The 17,258-nt window shown below is 71.3% G+C and carries 13 protein-coding genes; 8 read left to right on the forward strand and 5 right to left on the reverse strand.

The window, feature by feature from the left end:
* Positions 1-10: 10 nt before the first annotated feature.
* The 4 genes from mmsA to ACNYS0_RS26250 all read left to right on the forward strand — a co-directional run bounded on the left by mmsA (position 11) and on the right by ACNYS0_RS26250 (position 6,993).
* Positions 11-1,519: a CoA-acylating methylmalonate-semialdehyde dehydrogenase gene (mmsA, locus tag ACNYS0_RS26235; protein WP_422476909.1), complete on the forward strand. Its 1,509-nt coding sequence runs from the start codon at positions 11-13 to the stop codon at positions 1,517-1,519.
* Positions 1,520-1,886: 367 nt separating this feature from the next.
* On the forward strand, positions 1,887-3,278 hold the full coding sequence (locus ACNYS0_RS26240; RefSeq protein ID WP_422476910.1) for an APC family permease: 1,392 nt from the start codon (positions 1,887-1,889) through the stop codon (positions 3,276-3,278).
* An 83-nt stretch (positions 3,279-3,361) separates the two neighbouring features.
* Positions 3,362-6,103 (forward strand): alpha/beta fold hydrolase, encoded by a 2,742-nt coding sequence (locus ACNYS0_RS26245; RefSeq protein ID WP_422476911.1) that lies wholly within the window; start codon positions 3,362-3,364, stop codon positions 6,101-6,103.
* A complete protein-coding gene (locus tag ACNYS0_RS26250) occupies positions 6,100-6,993 on the forward strand; it encodes an ABC transporter permease (protein WP_422476912.1) in 894 nt (297 codons plus the stop codon). The genes ACNYS0_RS26245 and ACNYS0_RS26250 overlap by 4 nt, the downstream gene beginning before the upstream one ends.
* Before the next feature lie 121 nt (positions 6,994-7,114).
* On the opposite strand, the gene ACNYS0_RS26255 is transcribed toward ACNYS0_RS26250, so the two are convergent.
* Together ACNYS0_RS26255 and ACNYS0_RS26260 are read right to left on the reverse strand one after the other, a co-directional pair.
* On the reverse strand, positions 7,115-8,335 hold the full coding sequence (locus tag ACNYS0_RS26255) for an acyl-CoA dehydrogenase family protein (RefSeq protein WP_422476913.1): 1,221 nt from the start codon (positions 8,333-8,335) through the stop codon (positions 7,115-7,117).
* Between the two features lie 21 nt (positions 8,336-8,356).
* Positions 8,357-8,824, reverse strand: a complete 468-nt coding sequence (locus ACNYS0_RS26260; protein WP_422476914.1) for an SCP2 sterol-binding domain-containing protein — start codon at positions 8,822-8,824, stop codon at positions 8,357-8,359.
* Positions 8,825-8,926: 102 nt separating this feature from the next.
* On the opposite strand from ACNYS0_RS26260, the gene ACNYS0_RS26265 reads away from it, so the two are divergent.
* From ACNYS0_RS26265 to ACNYS0_RS26280, 4 genes are all read left to right on the forward strand, one after another.
* Positions 8,927-9,595 (forward strand): TetR/AcrR family transcriptional regulator, encoded by a 669-nt coding sequence (locus tag ACNYS0_RS26265; protein ID WP_422476915.1) that lies wholly within the window; start codon positions 8,927-8,929, stop codon positions 9,593-9,595.
* A 171-nt stretch (positions 9,596-9,766) separates the two neighbouring features.
* Positions 9,767-11,698 (forward strand): AMP-dependent synthetase/ligase, encoded by a 1,932-nt coding sequence (locus tag ACNYS0_RS26270; RefSeq protein WP_422476916.1) that lies wholly within the window; start codon positions 9,767-9,769, stop codon positions 11,696-11,698.
* Positions 11,691-13,421, forward strand: coding sequence for an FAD-dependent oxidoreductase (locus tag ACNYS0_RS26275; RefSeq protein ID WP_422476917.1), 1,731 nt, complete (start codon positions 11,691-11,693; stop codon positions 13,419-13,421). The genes ACNYS0_RS26270 and ACNYS0_RS26275 overlap by 8 nt, the downstream gene beginning before the upstream one ends.
* Before the next feature lie 91 nt (positions 13,422-13,512).
* Positions 13,513-14,421 carry an SPFH domain-containing protein gene (locus ACNYS0_RS26280; RefSeq protein WP_422476918.1) on the forward strand — a complete coding sequence of 303 codons (909 nt, stop codon included), beginning with the start codon at positions 13,513-13,515 and terminating at the stop codon, positions 14,419-14,421.
* Positions 14,422-14,496: 75 nt separating this feature from the next.
* Here ACNYS0_RS26280 and ACNYS0_RS26285 read toward each other — a convergent pair whose 3' ends face one another.
* The 3 genes from ACNYS0_RS26285 to ACNYS0_RS26295 all read right to left on the reverse strand — a co-directional run bounded on the left by ACNYS0_RS26285 (position 14,497) and on the right by ACNYS0_RS26295 (position 17,224).
* The gene (locus ACNYS0_RS26285) at positions 14,497-15,285 is read right to left on the reverse strand and encodes an ABC transporter permease (protein ID WP_422476919.1); all 789 of its coding nucleotides are present in this window, start codon (positions 15,283-15,285) and stop codon (positions 14,497-14,499) included.
* Positions 15,282-16,274 (reverse strand): ATP-binding cassette domain-containing protein, encoded by a 993-nt coding sequence (locus ACNYS0_RS26290; RefSeq protein WP_422476920.1) that lies wholly within the window; start codon positions 16,272-16,274, stop codon positions 15,282-15,284. Before ACNYS0_RS26290 ends, ACNYS0_RS26285 begins: the two co-directional genes overlap by 4 nt.
* Before the next feature lie 107 nt (positions 16,275-16,381).
* Complete coding sequence (locus ACNYS0_RS26295) at positions 16,382-17,224, reverse strand: DUF4097 family beta strand repeat-containing protein (RefSeq protein WP_422476921.1); 843 nt, start codon at positions 17,222-17,224, stop codon at positions 16,382-16,384.
* Positions 17,225-17,258 lie beyond the last annotated feature (34 nt).

Here is a 17,258-nt window from a genome sequence, read left to right on the forward strand (position 1 = left end):
AGTTGCCCGTATGTCTGACACGAAGTTGGTCCACCACTGGATCGGCGGCAAGACCGTCCAGGGCGCGTCGGGCAATCACGGCCCGGTGACCGACCCGGCGACCGGCGCCGTCACCACGCACGTCGACTTCGCCTCGGTCGAGGAGGTGGACGCGGCCGTCGCCACCGCCAAGGAGGCGTACAAGACCTGGGGCCTGTCCTCGCTCGCCAAGCGCACCGAGATCCTCTTCCGGTTCCGCGCGCTGCTCGACGCCAACCGTGACGCGATCGCCGAGCTGATCACCGCCGAGCACGGCAAGGTGCACTCGGACGCGCTCGGCGAGGTGGCCCGCGGCCTGGAGATCGTCGACCTGGCCTGCGGCATCAACGTGCAGCTCAAGGGCGAGCTGTCGACGCAGGTCGCGACCAACGTGGACGTCTCCTCGATCCGCCAGCCGCTGGGTGTCGTCGCGGGCATCACGCCGTTCAACTTCCCGGCCATGGTGCCGATGTGGATGTTCCCGATCGCCATCGCGACCGGCAACACCTTCGTGCTGAAGCCGTCCGAGAAGGACCCGTCGGCGTCGCTGAAGATCGCCGAGCTGCTGTCCGAGGCCGGTCTGCCCGACGGTGTGTTCAACGTCGTGCACGGTGACAAGGTCGCCGTCGACCGCCTCCTGGAGCACCCGGACGTCGCCGCCGTCTCCTTCGTCGGCTCGACGCCGATCGCGAAGTACATCCACGCCACGGCCTCCGCCAACGGCAAGCGCGTACAGGCCCTCGGCGGCGCCAAGAACCACATGCTGGTGCTTCCGGACGCCGACCTGGACGCCGCCGCCGACGCCGCGGTCTCGGCCGCGTACGGCTCGGCGGGCGAGCGCTGCATGGCGATCTCGGCCGTCGTCGCCGTCGGCTCCATCGCCGACGAGCTCGTCGCGAAGATCAAGGAGCGCGCCGAGAAGATCAAGATCGGCCCCGGCAACGACCCGACGTCCGAGATGGGCCCGCTCATCACGGCCGCCCACCGCGACAAGGTCGCCGGTTACGTGAAGGGCGCGGCGGCCGAGGGCTGCGAGGTCGTCCTCGACGGCAGCGACTACACGGTGCCCGGCTTCGAGAACGGCCACTGGGTGGGCCTCTCCCTCCTCGACCACGTCCCCACGACCGCCAAGGCCTACCAGGACGAGATCTTCGGCCCGGTGCTGTGCGTGCTGCGCACGGAGACGTACGAGGAGGGCGTGGCCCTCATGAACGCCTCCCCGTTCGGCAACGGCACCGCGATCTTCACCCGTGACGGCGGCGCCGCCCGCCGCTTCCAGCTGGAGATCGAGGCCGGCATGGTCGGCGTGAACGTGCCGATCCCGGTGCCGGTCGGCTACCACTCCTTCGGTGGCTGGAAGGACAGCCTCTTCGGCGACCACCACATCTACGGCAACGACGGCACGCACTTCTACACCCGCGGCAAGGTCGTCACCACCCGCTGGCCGGACCCGGCCGACGCCCCCGCGGGCGTGGACCTGGGCTTCCCCAGCAACCACTGAGGCCCGCGCGACGTCCGGAGTACGGACAGTTCCTCGTGAACTTCAGCGCTCAGGCTGCGGTTCCCGTACGTAGGGGATGAACCGGGCGCCTTAAGTCGACCCCCGCTGTTGACCTTGCTTATGAAGGTCAACAGCGGGGGTCGACGCATCTATCCCGGCCGATTTTGCGAACTCCTGAAGAATCGCACGCGGTTGGCGAGAGCGGAGCTGCGGATTCCGAAGGAAAACAGGCGTTGACGTTCGGATATCGGCGAGGTTGCATGTCGCGCCGGGAGCAGCCGCAGCACGATCAACCCCCAGCCCTCGGAGGCGATAGCGCTCCCGCCCGAGCCGTCCCCCTGCCGCACGAGTCGATCGGAACCGCTCCATGACCGACACGCTTCGCCCCGCCGCTCCACCCTCCCCGCCGGAGTCGGCCCCCCAGGCCCAGAAGCTCAAGCGTTCCATCGGCGTCGTCGGAGGCACCCTGCTCACGCTCTCCTGCGTGACGCCCGCCTCCTCGCTGTTCGTCGTCGTCCCCGACCTGTTCGGCAGCCTCGGCACCGCCACCGCCCTCACCATCGCCGTCGGCTCGCTGATCTGTATCGGCGTGGCCTTCCTCTACTCGGAGCTGGGCACCCTCATCCCCAGCGCGGGCGGCGAGTACGCGATGGTCTCGACGCTGGCCGGACGCCTCGCCGGCTGGCTGGTCTTCGTCCTGTCCCTGCTGGTCGTCTTCATCGTCCCGCCGGTGATCGCGATGGGCACGGCCGACTACCTGGAGCCGCTGATCCACCTCGACCCGGCGATGGCGGGCGCGGGCGTGATGCTCCTGTCCACCCTCGCGGGCCTGCTCGACCTGCGCGCCAACGCGTGGATCACCGGCATCTTCCTCGTCCTGGAGGTCATCGCGGCGGCGCTGGTCGCGGTCCTCGGCTTCGCACACAGCGAGCGCGGCGTCGACTCGCTCGCCTCGATGCAGGTCGCGGGCGGAAACGGCCACACGGACGCCGTGACCGGCATGCTCGTCGTCTCCGGCCTGGCCATCGCCCTCTTCGTCACCCAGGGCTTCTCCACGGCCGTCTACCTCTCCGAGGAACTGGAGAACCCCCGCAAGTCCGTGGCCCGTACGGTGCTCGCCACCCTCGCCATCTCCTCCGTCGTCATCCTGGTCCCGGTCGTCGCGATCACGATGGGTGCCAAGGACCTCTCCGCGCTCACCTCGGGCGACATCAGCAGCATGGTCGTGGCCTGGTCGAACTCGGCGGTCGGCACGTTCGTCTCGCTCTGCGTCGCGCTCGCCATCATCAACGCGGGCATCGTCATGGTCATCCAGAACTCCCGCGTCCTGTTCGCCTCGGCCCGCGACAAGGCCTGGCCGGGCCCGGTCAACAACGCCCTCTCCCGCCTCGGCCGCTTCGGCTCCCCCTGGGTCGCGACCCTGGCCGTCGGCGTCCCCGGCGCGGCCCTCTGCTTCGTCAACCTCGACACCCTGTACGGCGTGACGGGCGTCTCCGTCACCGGCATGTACCTGCTGGTCGCGGTGGCCGCCCTGTTCGCCCGCCGCGGCGCCCACAAGGACCAGCCGGCCTGGCGGATGCCGCTGTGGCCGGGGATCCCCGTGGTCCTGATCGCGCTGATGATCTACATCCTGATCGAGCAGGAGGTCACGTACCTCCTGTGGACGGGCGGCATCATGGCGGTCGCCACCCTCTACTGGGCCTTCTACCTCCGCCCGCGCCAGGAGTCGCGGTGGTTGGTGTCGGTCCCGGCCGAGTAAGGGGGCCCGCGGCGGAGCCCCGTGACGTGTGCACCGACCACCGGATGCAGAGGTTGTCGGTGGGTGCGCATACCGTTGAGCGCATGTCTTTTCGACGGCGCGTACGGCGTGAGCGAATCCGCGGGTGGCCGCGACGGTGGACAGCCGCCGCGGCGGCCCTCGTGGTGCTCGCGGGAGCGGGTTCGGCCGCCGCGGCATCCGGCTCCGGCGGGGAGACCGCCGTGCACCGGCAGGACCGGATGATGCCGATGGGCGGCGGGGTGCGCATCGACACCTCGTACTTCACGGCGGGTGACCCGTCCCACAAGCGGCCCGCGGTGCTGCTCACGCACGGCTTCGGCGGCAGCAAGGCCGACGTCCGCGCCGAGGCGGAGAAGCTCGCGGCCCACGGGTACGCGGTCATGACCTGGTCGTCCCGCGGCTTCGGCCGCTCCGGCGGCAAGATCGGCCTGAACGACCCGAAGCACGAGGTCGCCGACGTCTCACGCATGATCGACTGGCTCGCGAAGCGCCCCGAGATCGAGCTGGACCGGCCGGGCGACCCGCGCGTGGGCGTCAGCGGCGCCTCGTACGGCGGCGCGGTCTCGCTGCTCGCGGCGGGCCACGACGAGCGGGTCGACGCCATCGCCCCGCAGATCACGTACTGGAACCTGGCGGACGCGCTGTTCCCCGACGGCGTCTTCAAGAAGCTGTGGGCCGGTGCCTTCTTCACCTCCGGGTCCGCGCAGCTCGGCACACGCACCAGCGAGGCCGGGCTCGCCTGCGGCCGCTTCGAGAAGAAGCTGTGCGACATGTACAAGCGCGTCGCCGTCGCCGGGAAGCCGGACGAGGCGGCGCGAAAGCTCCTGGAGGAGCGCAGCCCCGTGGCCGTCGGCGACCGCATCAAGGTGCCGACGTTCATCGCCCAGGGCCAGACCGACTCGCTCTTCCCCCTCGGCCAGGCCGACGAGATAGCGCGCCACGTCAAGGCGAACGGCGCACCGGTCGAGGTCGACTGGCTGAACGGCGGGCACGACGGCGGCGACATGGAGCTCGACCGGCTGCACGCGCGCGTGACCTCCTGGTTCGACCGCTACCTGAAGGACGAGAACGTCGACACGGGCCCCGCGTTCCGCGTCACCCGCACCGGCGGCGTCGACTCCACGGACGGCGCGGCCACCCTGCGCGGCGCGAGCGGCGACCTGTACCCGGGCCTGCGCGGCGAGCGGCGCACGGGGGTGCCGCTGAAGTCGGCCACCGAGACCTTCCAGAACCCGCCCGGCGGCGGACCGCCGTCGATCTCCTCGGTCCCGGGCCTCGGCAAGGTGTCGAACCTGTCGACGTCGCTGGGCGTCGGATTCTCCCTTGAGTACCCCGGCCAGTTCGCGCGCTTCGACTCGGCGCCGCTGAAGAAGTCGATGCGCATCACCGGCTCCCCGACGGTCACCGCGCACGTGAAGTCCTCCACCGGCACGGCCGTGCTGTTCGCGAAGGTCTACGACTCCGGGCCGGACGGGACGCGCCAGGTGCTGCCCTCGCAGCTGGTGACGCCGCTGCGGGTGACCGGTGCGGACGGCGCGGGCAAGGACGTGCGGATCACGCTCCCGGCCGTCGACCACGAGGTGCAGAAGGGCCACAAGCTCCGGCTCGTGCTCTCCGCGACCGACCTCGGCTACGCGTCGCCGAACGAGCCCGCGACGTACCAGGTCTCCGTGCACGACAGCCTGAGCGTGCCCACCGCTCCCGACGTGCGGACGCAGGCCGAGCCGCTGCCCGCCTGGGTGTGGTGGCTGCCGGCCGGGGCGCTCGTCGTCGCGGCGGCACTGCTGCTCACGGCCAGGCGGCGGACCAAGGCCCCCGCACCCGACCCGGCGCTCGCCGAGGTTCCGCTCCAGATCACGGACCTCAGCAAGAAGTACGCGGGCTCCACGGACCGGTACGCGGTGCGCGACCTGTCCTTCCGCGTCGAGCAGGGCCAGGTCCTCGGCCTCCTCGGGCCGAACGGCGCGGGCAAGACGACGACCCTGCGCATGCTGATGGGCCTCATCCGTCCCGACGAGGGCGGGATCCGGGTCTTCGGCCACGAGATCAGGCCCGGATCCCCGGTCCTGTCCCGCGTCGGCGCCTTCGTCGAGGGGGCGGGCTTCCTCCCGCACCTCTCCGGGCGCGAGAACCTGGAGCTGTACTGGAAGGCGACAGGACGCCCCGCCGAGGACGCGCACCTCGACGAGGCCCTGGAGATCGCGGGCCTCGGCGACGCCCTCGCGCGCGCGGTGCGCACGTACTCGCAGGGCATGCGCCAGCGTCTCGCCATCGCCCAGGCCATGCTCGGCCTCCCGGACCTGCTCATCCTCGACGAACCCACGAACGGGCTCGACCCGCCGCAGATCCGCGAGATGCGCGAGGTGATGATCCGCTACGCGCGCGAAGGACGCACGGTCATCGTCTCCAGCCACCTCCTCGCCGAGGTCGAGCAGACCTGCACGCACCTCGTGGTGATGGACCGCGGCCGGCTCGTCCAGGCGGGCCCCGTCGCAGACATCGTCGGCTCCGGCGACACGCTGCTCGTGGGCGTCGCCGGTGAGGTCTCCGACGCGCTCGTGGAGAAGGTGGGCGGTCTCGCGGGCGTGGCATCGGTGGTGCGCGTCGACGACGGCCTGCTCGTCAGCCTCGTACCGGCGACCGAAGCCGACCCCGACCCCGACTCGGGCCCGGCCGCCGTCTCCGACCCGGCCGCCCGCCTCGTCGCGGAGCTGGTGCGGCTCGACGTACCGGTGCGCTCCCTCGGCCCGCACCGCCGCCTCGAGGACGCGTTCCTGACCCTGATCGGAGGGACCCCGGCATGACGACGACCGGAGTCGACACCGGGGCGCGCGACGTGCCCGAACTCGCCCACGGCTACCGGCCGCGGCGCACGCTCCCGCTCCGCGTGGAACTCGTACGCCAGGTGAAGCGGCGGCGCACGCTCGTGATGGGCGCGGTGCTCGCGCTGCTCCCGTTCGTGCTCGTCGCCGCGTTCGCGATCGGCGGGGAGCCGGGCGCGGGCGGCGGCGACAGCGGCCAGCGCGTGAACCTGATGGACACCGCCACCGCGTCCGCGGCGAACTTCGCGGCGACGAGCCTGTTCGTCTCCGCCGGATTCCTGCTGGTCGTCCCGGTGGCCCTGTTCTTCGGCGACACCGTCGCCTCCGAGGCGAACTGGTCGAGCCTGCGCTATCTGCTGGCCGCGCCGGTGCCGCGGGCCCGCCTCCTTTGGTCCAAGCTGGCCGTCGCGTTCGGGCTCAGCCTCGCCGCGATGCTGCTGCTCCCACTGGTCGCGCTCGGCGTCGGCGCGGTGGCGTACGGCTGGGGCCCGCTGGACATCCCGACCGGCGGGGCGCTGCCCGCGGGCACGGCGGTGCAGCGGCTGCTGCTGGTCGTCGCGTTCGTCTTCGTGTCCCAACTGGTCACGGCGGGGCTCGCGTTCTGGCTGTCCACCAAGACGGACAACCCGCTGGGCGCGGTCGGCGGCGCGGTCTTCCTGACCATCGTCGGCAATGTCCTCGACGCGGTCACCGCGCTGGGCGACTGGCGCGACTTCCTGCCCGCGCACTGGCAGTTCGCGTGGGCGGACGCGATCCAGACGCAGCCCGAGTGGGGCGGGATGATCCAGGGGGCCTCGGTGTCCGTCGCGTACGCGGTGGTGCTGTTCGCGCTGGCGTTCCGCGGGTTCGCGCGCAAGGACGTGGTGTCGTAAGGGGGCGTGGGAGGGACTGTGACGCAGAACTACGGTCAGGTCGAAGTCCTGCGTCACAGTCCCGGTCACGACCCGGCCCCGCCCCGCCCCGTGCGCGGCCCGTTCCCGTCCGCGGCGCCGCTCAGCGGATCTGCCGCCCCGAGATCGCCCGCGCGATCACGAGCCGCTGGATCTCGCTCGTGCCCTCGAAGATCGTGTAGATCTTCGCGTCCCGGTACATCCGCTCCACCGGGTGCTCCCGGCTGTAGCCGGCCCCGCCGAGGACCTGGATGGCCTTCTCGGTGGAAGCCACCGCCAGTTCACCCGCGCGCAGCTTGGACATGGAGCCCTGGCCCGCGTCGAAGACCTTGTCGTTGCGGGCCATCCAGGACGCCTGCCAGATCAGCAGCCGGCACGCCTCGATCTCCGTGCGCAGATCCGCCAGCGCGAACGCGATGGCCTGGTTCTCGATGATGGGGCGGCCGAACGCCTCCCGTTCGCCCGCGTACTCCAGCGCGTACTCGTACGCGGCGCGCGCGATGCCGAGCGCCTGCGCGCCCACCGTCGGCCGGCTGACCTCGAAGGTCGACATCGCGGCCTGGCCCCGGCCGCCGGACGAGCGGGTGCCTTCGCGGGCCCGTGCGAGCCGCGCGTCCAGCTTCTCCTTGCCGCCGAGCAGACAGTGCCCGGGGACGCGGACGTCGTCGAGGAAGACGTCGGCCGTGTGGGACGCCCGTAGGCCCAACTTCTTTATCTTCTTGGCGCCTTCGAGGCCCGGTGTGCCCGGCGGCACGATGAACGCCGCCTGGCCGCGCGAGCCGAGGTCCGGGTCGACGGAGGCGACGACGACGTGCACGTTCGCGATGCCGCCGTTGGTGATCCAGGCCTTCTGGCCGGACAGCACCCACTCGTCCTTCGCCTCGTCGTAGCGGGCGCGCGTGCGCATCCCCGCCACGTCCGAACCGGCCTGCGGCTCCGAGACGCAGAACGCCGCGACCTTGGGGTCGTCCTCGTCGCCGTAGCACTGCGGCACCCACTCGGCGAGCTGGTCGGGCGTGCCGGCGGAGAAGATGCCGGCGACCGCGAGGGACGTGCCGAAGAGGGCCATGCCGATGCCCGCGTCGCCCCAGAACAGCTCCTCGTTGGCGATCTGGAGCGAGATGCCGCTCGGGTCGCCGAACATCTCCGCGAGGGACTCGAATCCGTACAGGCCGATCTTCGCGGCCTCCTGGATCACCGGCCAGGGCGTCTCCTCGCGCTCGTCCCACTCGGCGGCCGCGGGGCGCACGACGTCGGCGGCGAAGCCGTGCACCCAGTCCCGCAGATCGCGCTGTTCCTCGCCCAGTTCAAGAGAGAAAGCCATGGTGGACCCGTCGCCCCTTCCTCAGGCCTTGGGAATGTCGAAGTAGCGGGTCAGGCCGGAGGCGAGCGCGACATCGCCGGCGATCTTGACCTTGCGCATCATGAACATCGTGACGGGCGAGGAGTTGCCCGAGACGAGCTTGAGGAAGTCGGCGTCGCCCATGATCAGCGTGACGCGCGGCTCCGCGTCCGAGCGGCCCTCGGTGACGGTGCAGGTGCCGTTCGCGATCTTCGTTTCGTAGACCGCCTCGGGGACCTCGTCCTGGCCGGCCACCTTCCAGCGGATGAGCGCTTCGAGTGAGCCCGCGACGTCGGGCTTGAACTGCCGCTCCATGCGCCCGAAGACCTCCTTGAGGACGCGGGTGCGCAGCGCCTCGTCCCGCGCGATCTCGTTGATCTCCTTCGCGGAGAGACCCTTCACGATCCGTGCGAACTCCTCGGGCGTGACGCTCGCGAAGTCGAGCGCCGCGATCTCCTCGGCACCGCTCATGGGTCCACTCTCCATTCCGTCGGGTCGTTGCTCATCGCGACCTTACCGCTTAGTAAGTTTACTGATTGGTAAGGTACTGGCGACGTGGATAGGCTGACAAGGGTGACGGGCACATCGGAAGCGGCTCAAGGGCGTACGGCGGCGCGCAGGAAGCGCGTGCCGCGCCAGGTGCGCGAGCAGCAGATCATCGACGTGGGTGTGCGGGTCTTCGCCAAGCGTGGCTACCACGCGGCGTCCGTGGACGAGATCGCGGAACTCGCCGGAATCTCCAAGCCGATGGTGTATCTGTACCTGGAATCCAAGGAGGGCCTCTTTCTCGCATGCCTGCGCCGGGAGGCCGGGCGGCTCGTCGGGGCCTTTCAGGAGGCCGCGCGCGGCGCGGGTGCCGCGCCCGAACTGCGGCTGTACGCCGGGCTCTCCGCGTTCTTCGCTTTCGTCGCCGAGCACCGCGACAGCTGGGTCGTGCTGCACCGGCAGGCCTCGGAGCTGAGCGAGGCGATCGCCGCTGCCGTCGCCGACGCGCGGCGCGCGGTCATGGCCGAGGTGGCCGGGCTCATCAGGGACGGCATCTCGGACAGCGGTCGCGGCTCCCGACTGGGCGACGAGGACGCCGACTTCGTCGCGCACGCCCTCGTGGGCGCCGCCGACTCGCTCACCGACTGGATGGAGCGCAACCCGGGGCAGTCCCCGGAGGGCATCACGCTGCGCCTGATGAACATGGTGTGGGTGGGCATGCGGGACGTGCTCGACGGCGAGGTCTGGGCCCCGTAGTCCCCGGTTGGTGCGCGGTTGGCCCCCGGTCCGTCCGGTCCGTCCTTGGTGGTCACCGATTCGTACGGGACCATTGAATTTTCCTTACGCGTAGGTAAGTTGACTCCCGAGTAAGTACGAGCGAGTGAGCGAGTAGGTACGAGTCGGGCAGCCGCGCACACGGGAGCCGTCATGGGCGTACGAAAAGATCTGAAGCGGGCCGGGAAGCGCGGCGACCTGGCCGACCGCGCGAAGGTCGAACTCGTCAGGGATGAGCAGGGGACCGTGCGCGAGGCGCGGGTCGCGGCGCTCGCCGAGCCGCCGAAGGACGGGTCCACGCCCGCCGACATCCCGTATCTGAACGCCGAGGAAGAGCCCGACGCCGTCGTCGTGCGGCGCAAGGAGGGCGATCAATGGCGGCCGGTCACCGCCGCCGCGTTCGCCCGGGAAGTGACCGCCACCGCCAAGGGGCTGATCGCGGCGGGGCTCGAACCGGGCGGCCGCGTCGCCCTGATGTCCCGCACCCGCTACGAGTGGCAGGTCCTCGACTTCGCGATCTGGGCCGCGGGCGGGCAGACCGTCCCCATCTACGCGACGTCCTCGCCCGAGCAGATCGAGTGGATCGTGCGGGACTCGGGCGCGACGATGCTGATCGTCGAGACCCCGGAGAACGCCGTCGCCGCCGAGCGGGCCGTCACGGATCTGCCCGAGGCCGAGCGGCCCGGCATCCGGCAGATCGACGGGGGCGCCGTGCTCGAACTCGCCGCCCTGGGCGCCGAGGTGGCCGACGAGGACGTCGTCAAGCGCCGGGCCGCGCTCACCCCCGACACCATCGCGACCGTCTGCTACACCTCCGGCACCACCGGCAGGCCCAAGGGCTGCGTCCTCACGCACGGCAACCTGTACGCCGAGGCCGCGAACACCGTCGAGCTGCTGCACCCGATCTTCAAGGCGATCACCGGGCAGGCCGCGTCGACCCTGCTGTTCCTGCCGCTCGCGCACATCCTGGGGCGGACGATCCAGGTGGCGTGCATGCTCGCCCGGATCGAGCTGGGGCACTGTCCGAGCATCAAGCCGGACGAGCTGCGGCCCGAACTCCGCTCCTTCCGGCCGACGTTCGTGGTCGGCGTCCCGTACCTCTTCGAGAAGATCCACGACACCGGGCGCGCGACCGCCGAGAAGCTCGGGCGCGGCTCGTCCTTCGACCGCGCCGACCGGATCGCGGTGCGCTTCGCCGAGGCGCATCTGTCGCGGTTCCTGGACGGGGGAGAGGGGCCGGGGCCCGGACTCCGGCTCGCCCACGGGCTCTACGACCTGCTCGTCTACCGGCGGGTGCGCAAGGAGCTGGGCGGGCGGCTGCGGTACGCGATCAGTGGGGGCTCGCCCCTCGACCGCAATCTGAATCTGTTCTTCTACGCCGCGGGGGTCGTGATCTACGAGGGCTATGGCCTCACCGAGACCACGGCCGCCGCCACGATCACCCCGCCGCTGCGGCCCCGCCCCGGCACCGTCGGCCTGCCCGTGCCCGGCTCCGCCGTCCGGATCGCGGACGACGGCGAGGTGCTCATCAAGGGCGGCATCGTCTTCGGCGCGTACTGGAACAACCAGGCGGCGACCGACCAGGTCCTGGACGAGGACGGGTGGTTCGCGACCGGCGACCTCGGGGAGCTGGACGGCGACGGCTATCTGCGGATCACCGGGCGCAAGAAGGACATCCTCGTGACCAGCGGCGGCAAGAACGTCTCGCCCGCCGTCCTGGAGGACCGGCTGCGCAGCCGCTCGCCCATCGGCCAGTGCATCGTCGTCGGCGACAACCGCGCGTACGTCGCCGCCGTGATCACCCTCGAACCGGAGTCCGTCGCGCACTGGCTCAGCGTCCGCAAGATGCCCGCCGACACCCCGATGGCCGAGATCATCCGGGACCCGCGGATCGTCGCGGACGTCCAGAAGGCCGTCGACTACGCCAACGAGGCCGTCTCGCGCGCCGAGTCGATCCGGAGGTTCACGCTGGTGGAGGGCGAGTTCAACGAGGAGAACGGGCTGCTCACCCCGTCCCTGAAGATCAAGCGCACGGCCGTCATGAGCGAGTACGAGCGGGAGATCGAGGAGCTCTACGGTGACTGAGGACGCCGGCGACACCGCGTACGACTACGACGTCCTCGTCGTCGGCTCCGGCTTCGGCGGGTCCGTCTCCGCGCTCCGGCTGACCGAGAAGGGCTACCGGGTGGGCGTGTTGGAGGCCGGGCGGCGCTACACGCGCGACACCCTGCCCCGTACGTCCCTGAAGCTGCGCGACTATCTGTGGGCGCCCCGCCTCGGCATGTACGGGATCCAGCGCATCCATCTGATGAAGAACGTGATGGTGCTCGCGGGCGCAGGGGTGGGCGGCGGCTCGCTGAACTACGCCAACACGCTGTACGTCCCGCCGCCCGCCTTCTTCCAGGACCGGCAGTGGGGGCACATCACCGACTGGCAGGCCGAACTCGCGCCCTACTACGAGCAGGCGCGGCGCATGCTCGGCGTGCGCACCAACCCGACCGTCACCGAGGCCGACGAGCTGCTGCGGGACGCGGCCGGGCGGATGGGCGCGGGGGACACCTTCCGGCTCACGCCCGTGGGCGTGTTCTTCGGCGACGGGCGGGACGCCGACGGTACGACAACGGGCGAGGCGGGCACGGAGGTTCCCGACCCGTACTTCGGCGGAGCGGGCCCTTCGCGTGCCGCCTGCACCGAATGCGGCTCCTGCATGACCGGCTGCCGCGTCGGCGCGAAGAACACGCTCACCGAGAACTATCTGCACCTCGCCGAACGGGCCGGCGCCGAGGTCCGGGCGATGACGACCGTCACCGGCGTGCGGGAACTGCCGGACGGCGCGGGCTTCGAGGTCACGACCGCCCCCACGGACAAGCGCCGCCGCGGCCGCCGCACCGTGCTCCGCGCCCGCCGCGTCGTCCTGGCCGCGGGCACGTACGGCACCCAGACCCTGCTGCACCGCATGCGCGAAGACGGTGTCCTGCCGCGCCTGTCGCGCCGCCTCGGCGAGCTGACCCGCACCAACTCCGAGGCCCTCGTCGGGGCCCTGACCTGGCCGCGCCGCTACGGCCGCCCGGACGTCGACTTCACGCGCGGCGTCGCCATCACCTCGTCCGTGCACCCCAACGCGAACACCCACATCGAGAACGTCCGCTACGGCAAGGGCTCCAACCTCATGGCCCTGATCTGCGTGCCCCAGTACCGGCAGAACCTGCCGAAGCCGCTCGCCGCCGCGCTCGCGTTCCTCTCCCACCCGGTCCTCGTCGCCCGGACGGTCGCGCTGCGGCACTGGTCGGAGCGGACCATCATCGGGCTCGTCATGCAGACGCACGACAACTCCCTGACGACGGGCCTCGACCGGCGCGGACTGCTCACCGCCGAACAGGGCCACGGCACCCCCAACCCCGTGCACATACCGGAGGGTTGGCAGGCGGCGGGCCTGATCGCCGAGTCCATCAACGGCTTCGCGGGCACCAACCTCGGCGAACTCATGGGCAAGCCGCTCACCGCGCACTTCCTCGGCGGCTGCGCCATCGGGGACAGCGCGGAGAACGGAGTCATCGACCCGTACCACCGGCTCTACGGGCATCCCGGCATCTCCGTCGTCGACGGCTCGGCGGTCTCCGCGAACCTCGGCGTGAACCCGTCCCTGACGATCACGGCGCAGGCCGAGCGGGCGATGTCGTACTGGCCGAACAAGGGCGAGGAGGATCCGCGGCCCGAACAGGGTGATGGTTACCGGGAGTTGAGGCCCGTGCCGCCGCGCAGCCCGGCCGTTCCCGCCGGGGCGTACGGGGAGCTGCGGCTGGAGTGACCCCGCACCGCCCTCGAATTCCGGCATTTTTGGTCTATTGCCGCATAACGTGAGTACGGCGAGGTCGTGTTCACGGGATTCGGGAGGGCCGATGGGACAGCGGGACGAGGTCGTCGAGCGGGCGGGGTGGTCGCTGCCCGGCTGGCTGGGCGCGGCGGCCGGGGCGCTGGCGCTCGCGGGCGCGCTGTACGGAAGCCGGCTGCTCGGCTGGATCCCCGACACGGTCACCGACTTCCTCGGGCCCGCCGCCCCGGCCCGGGCCGACGACGCCGTCCGGGCGGCGTGGGGCGCGTACGTCGCGGGCTGCGGGGTGCTCGCCGTCCTCGCCTTCGGCGGGCTGACCCGGTGCGGGTCGGGGGACGCGCTCGGGCTCAGCCTCTTCGGCCGCTACCGGGGCACCGTGCGGCGCACCGGTCTGCGCTGGGTCAACCCGCTCGTGCTGCGCCGCCGGGTCGACGTACGGCTGCGGCACTGGCGCAGCGAGCCGCTGCCCGCGGTCGACGCGGACGGCATGGCGCTGCGCGTCGAGGCCCTGGTGGTGTGGCGGGTGCGGGACACCGCGCGGGCCCTGTTCGCGGTGCAGGACCACGACGCGTATCTGCGCGGACAGATCGAGGTGGCGCTCGCCCGGGTGTTCGCGCGGCTGCCGCCGGAGGCCTTTCACGACTCCGCCCCGACCCTGCGCGATCCCGAGGCCGTCGGGGCCGAGCTGGCCCAGGTGCTGTCCGCGGAGTGCGCGGCGATCGGCGTCGAGGTGCTCGCGGTGCGCCCGACGCGCATCGAGTACGCGCCGGAGGTCGCCGACGCGATGCATCGCCGCCGGATCGCGGCCCTTGACGCGCGGCAGCGGGCGGGCGTGCTCACCAGCGTCGTCGACTCGGTGGAGGACACGCTCGAACGCCTCACGGGGCGCGGCCTTGTGGAGCTCGACGAGTACGAACGCAATGCCCTGGTGCGGGACTTGACGGTGGCGTTCGCGCGCGGCGACTCGGGCACGTGAGCCTCGGGCGCACGAGTCTCGGGCGCATGAGTGGGGGCTCCGCACAAGGCGGAGCCCCCACTGTGAACCGCTCGCTCAGCGTTCGGTGTTGATGCTGTACAGCCTGCGCGTCCAGGCGAAGCCGACGACGGTGATCCCGACGCACCAGGCGAGCGAGATCCACCCGTCGTTGCCGATCGCCGAACCGGTGAGCAGCCCGCGCAGCGTCTCGGTCATCGGCGTGAACGGCTGGTGCTCGGCGAACCAGCGCAGGCCCGGGGCCATCGACTCGGCCGGCACGAAGGCGGAGCCGAGGAACGGCAGGAACTGGATGAGCAGCGGCTTGTTGCTCGCGGACTCGACCGTCTTGGACTTCAGGCCGAGCGCCGCCGCGAGCCAGGTGATCGCGAACGTGATCGCGGCCAGCAGACCGGCCGCGGCCAGCCACTCGACCGGGTTCGCGTCGGGCCGGAAGCCGAGCGCGATCGCGACGGCCACCACGAGGACCAGGCTCACCATCGTCGTGATGACGCTGCCGACGACATGGCCCGTCATGAACGAGGAGCGCGTGATGTTCATGGTGCGGAAGCGGTTGATGATGCCCTCGGTCATGTCCTGGCAGACCGCGATCGAGGTCGACATGGCCCCCGCGGCGACTCCCATGATCACGATCCCGGGCGTCAGGTACTCCAGATACGCGTCCCGTCCCGCGCCGCCCGACATCGAGTCCCCGAAGGCGAACACGAAGAGCACCAGCATCAGGATCGGCATCATGGACGCGCCCAGCGAGACCGCGGGGTAGCGAAGGGCGTGCTTGATGTTGCGCCGCAGCATCGTCATCGAGTCGTGCACGGCGTACGTGAGGGTGCTCGTGGCGGTACTCATCGCAGGGTCTCCTTGACGTGGAGCGGGGTGGCGTCGGTGCCGTCGCCGGTCAGGGCGAGGAACACGTCGTCGAGGTCGGGGGTGTGCACGGAGAAGTCGGCCGCCTGCACGCCCGCGGCGTCGAGCCGGTCGAACAGGGTGCGCAGCGAGGCGAGGTCGCCGTCGCCCGCGATCCGCAGGGCCAGCTCCTCGTCGTCCCGGGCCGCACCGGGGAAGGCCCCGGCCGCCCGCTCGTACTCGTCCGTGGCGTTGAACCGCAGTCGTACGTGGCTGCCGGGGATCTGCGCCTTGAGCTCGTCGGCGGTGCCCTCGGCGACGATCCGGCCGCCGTCGAGCACGGCGATCCGGTCCGCCAACTGGTCGGCCTCCTCCAGGTACTGCGTGGTCAGGAAGACGGTGACGCCCGTGGCGACCAGGGAGCGCACGGTCTCCCACATGGTGCGGCGGCTGCGCGGGTCGAGCCCGGTCGTCGGCTCGTCGAGGAAGATGATCCGCGGGTCGCCGACGAGCGTCATGGCGAGGTCGAGGCGCCTGCGCATGCCGCCGGAGAAGGTGGCCGCGCGGTTGCCCGCGACATCGGCGATGCCGAACCGTTCGAGGAGTTCCTTCGTACGCTTTCTGCCCTCGCGCTTGCCGAGCCGCAGCAGGTCGGCCATGAGGAGCAGGTTCTCCTCCGCGGTGAGCAGGTCGTCGAGCGCGGCGAACTGCCCGGTGACGCCGATCGCGGCGCGCACGCCGTCCGGCGAGCCGGCGACGTCGTGCCCGGCGACCTGCGCCTGCCCGCCGTCGGCGTCGATGAGCGTGGACAGGATCCGCACGGTCGTCGTCTTCCCGGCCCCGTTCGGCCCGAGCAGCGCGAAGACCGAGCCCGCGGGGATGCTCAGGTCGATGCCGTCGAGGACGGTCTTGTCGCCGTAGGACTTGCGAAGGCCGACGGTGGAGACGGCGAGCGGGACCTGTCCGGACTCGCCGTGGGTGGATGTGGACATGACAGATGAAGGCATGGGGCCCTCCGGTGTGAGGGTGAGGAGTGATGGGGACCGGCGAAGGCGCCGGTGAAGTGCCTTGAAGCGTCAGGGAGTTGCGGCTCGTACGCTCAGTGGGCGGCGCGGCGGACGTCGATGTTGCCCCACTTGGTGCGGGCGCGGACCTTGACGGAGTCCTCGGACTCCGCGGGCGCCTCGGAGGCGGTGAGGGTGTTGCGGACCTGGCCGTTCTCGGCGTTGGCGTCCAGCCAGGCGGCGGTGCCCTCGCGGATGCCGACCTCGATGGCGCCGAAGCTGGTCTCCAGCTGGACGGTGCCGCGGGCGACATCGCCGACGCGCAGGGCGCCGTGGGCGGTGGTGGCGGCGACCGAGCTCTCGGCGCGGCCGATCTCGATGTCACCGTGGGCGCCGCTCACCCGCAGCTCGCCGGTCACCGCGTCGATCGTCGTGGTGCCGTGCGCGTTCTTCAGGACCGCGTGGCCGTCGACGAGGCCGACCCGTACGTTGCTGGAGCTCGCGGTGATCTCGGCCATGCCCTCGACCCGGCCCACGCGGATCGAGCCGTGCGCCGACTTGAGGCGCAGCGGCCCCGTGGTGTCGAGGCGGAAGTCGCCGCCCGAGGTCTTCACGTCGACCGTGCCGAGCCGGCCCTCACCGGTCACATGGGTCCAGGAGCCGGTGAGGTCGACGGAGGAGCCGGCCGGCAGGTCGACCGTCACCGTGACGGCGCCGCTGGGGCCGATCATGCGGCGCTCCTTGGTCCGGACGGTGAGGACGCCGCCCGTGAACGCGACCTCGGTCTGCTCCGAGGCCTTCACGTCCTTGTCGCGCTTGGGGTTGCTCGGCTGCACCTCGACGACGGTGTCGGTGCGCTCGCTCGCGGTGAACTGGATGGAACCGGCGCCCACATGGGCGTTGACCGAGATGGCTTCAGGGGTCTCGTACGTAGGCATGGCTGTCCCGTCCTCCTGGCTCGTTGGGGCGTCC

The sequence above is a fragment of the Streptomyces anthophorae genome (assembly GCF_049310305.1).
In the GTDB taxonomy this organism is placed as follows: Bacteria; Actinomycetota; Actinomycetes; order Streptomycetales; family Streptomycetaceae; genus Streptomyces.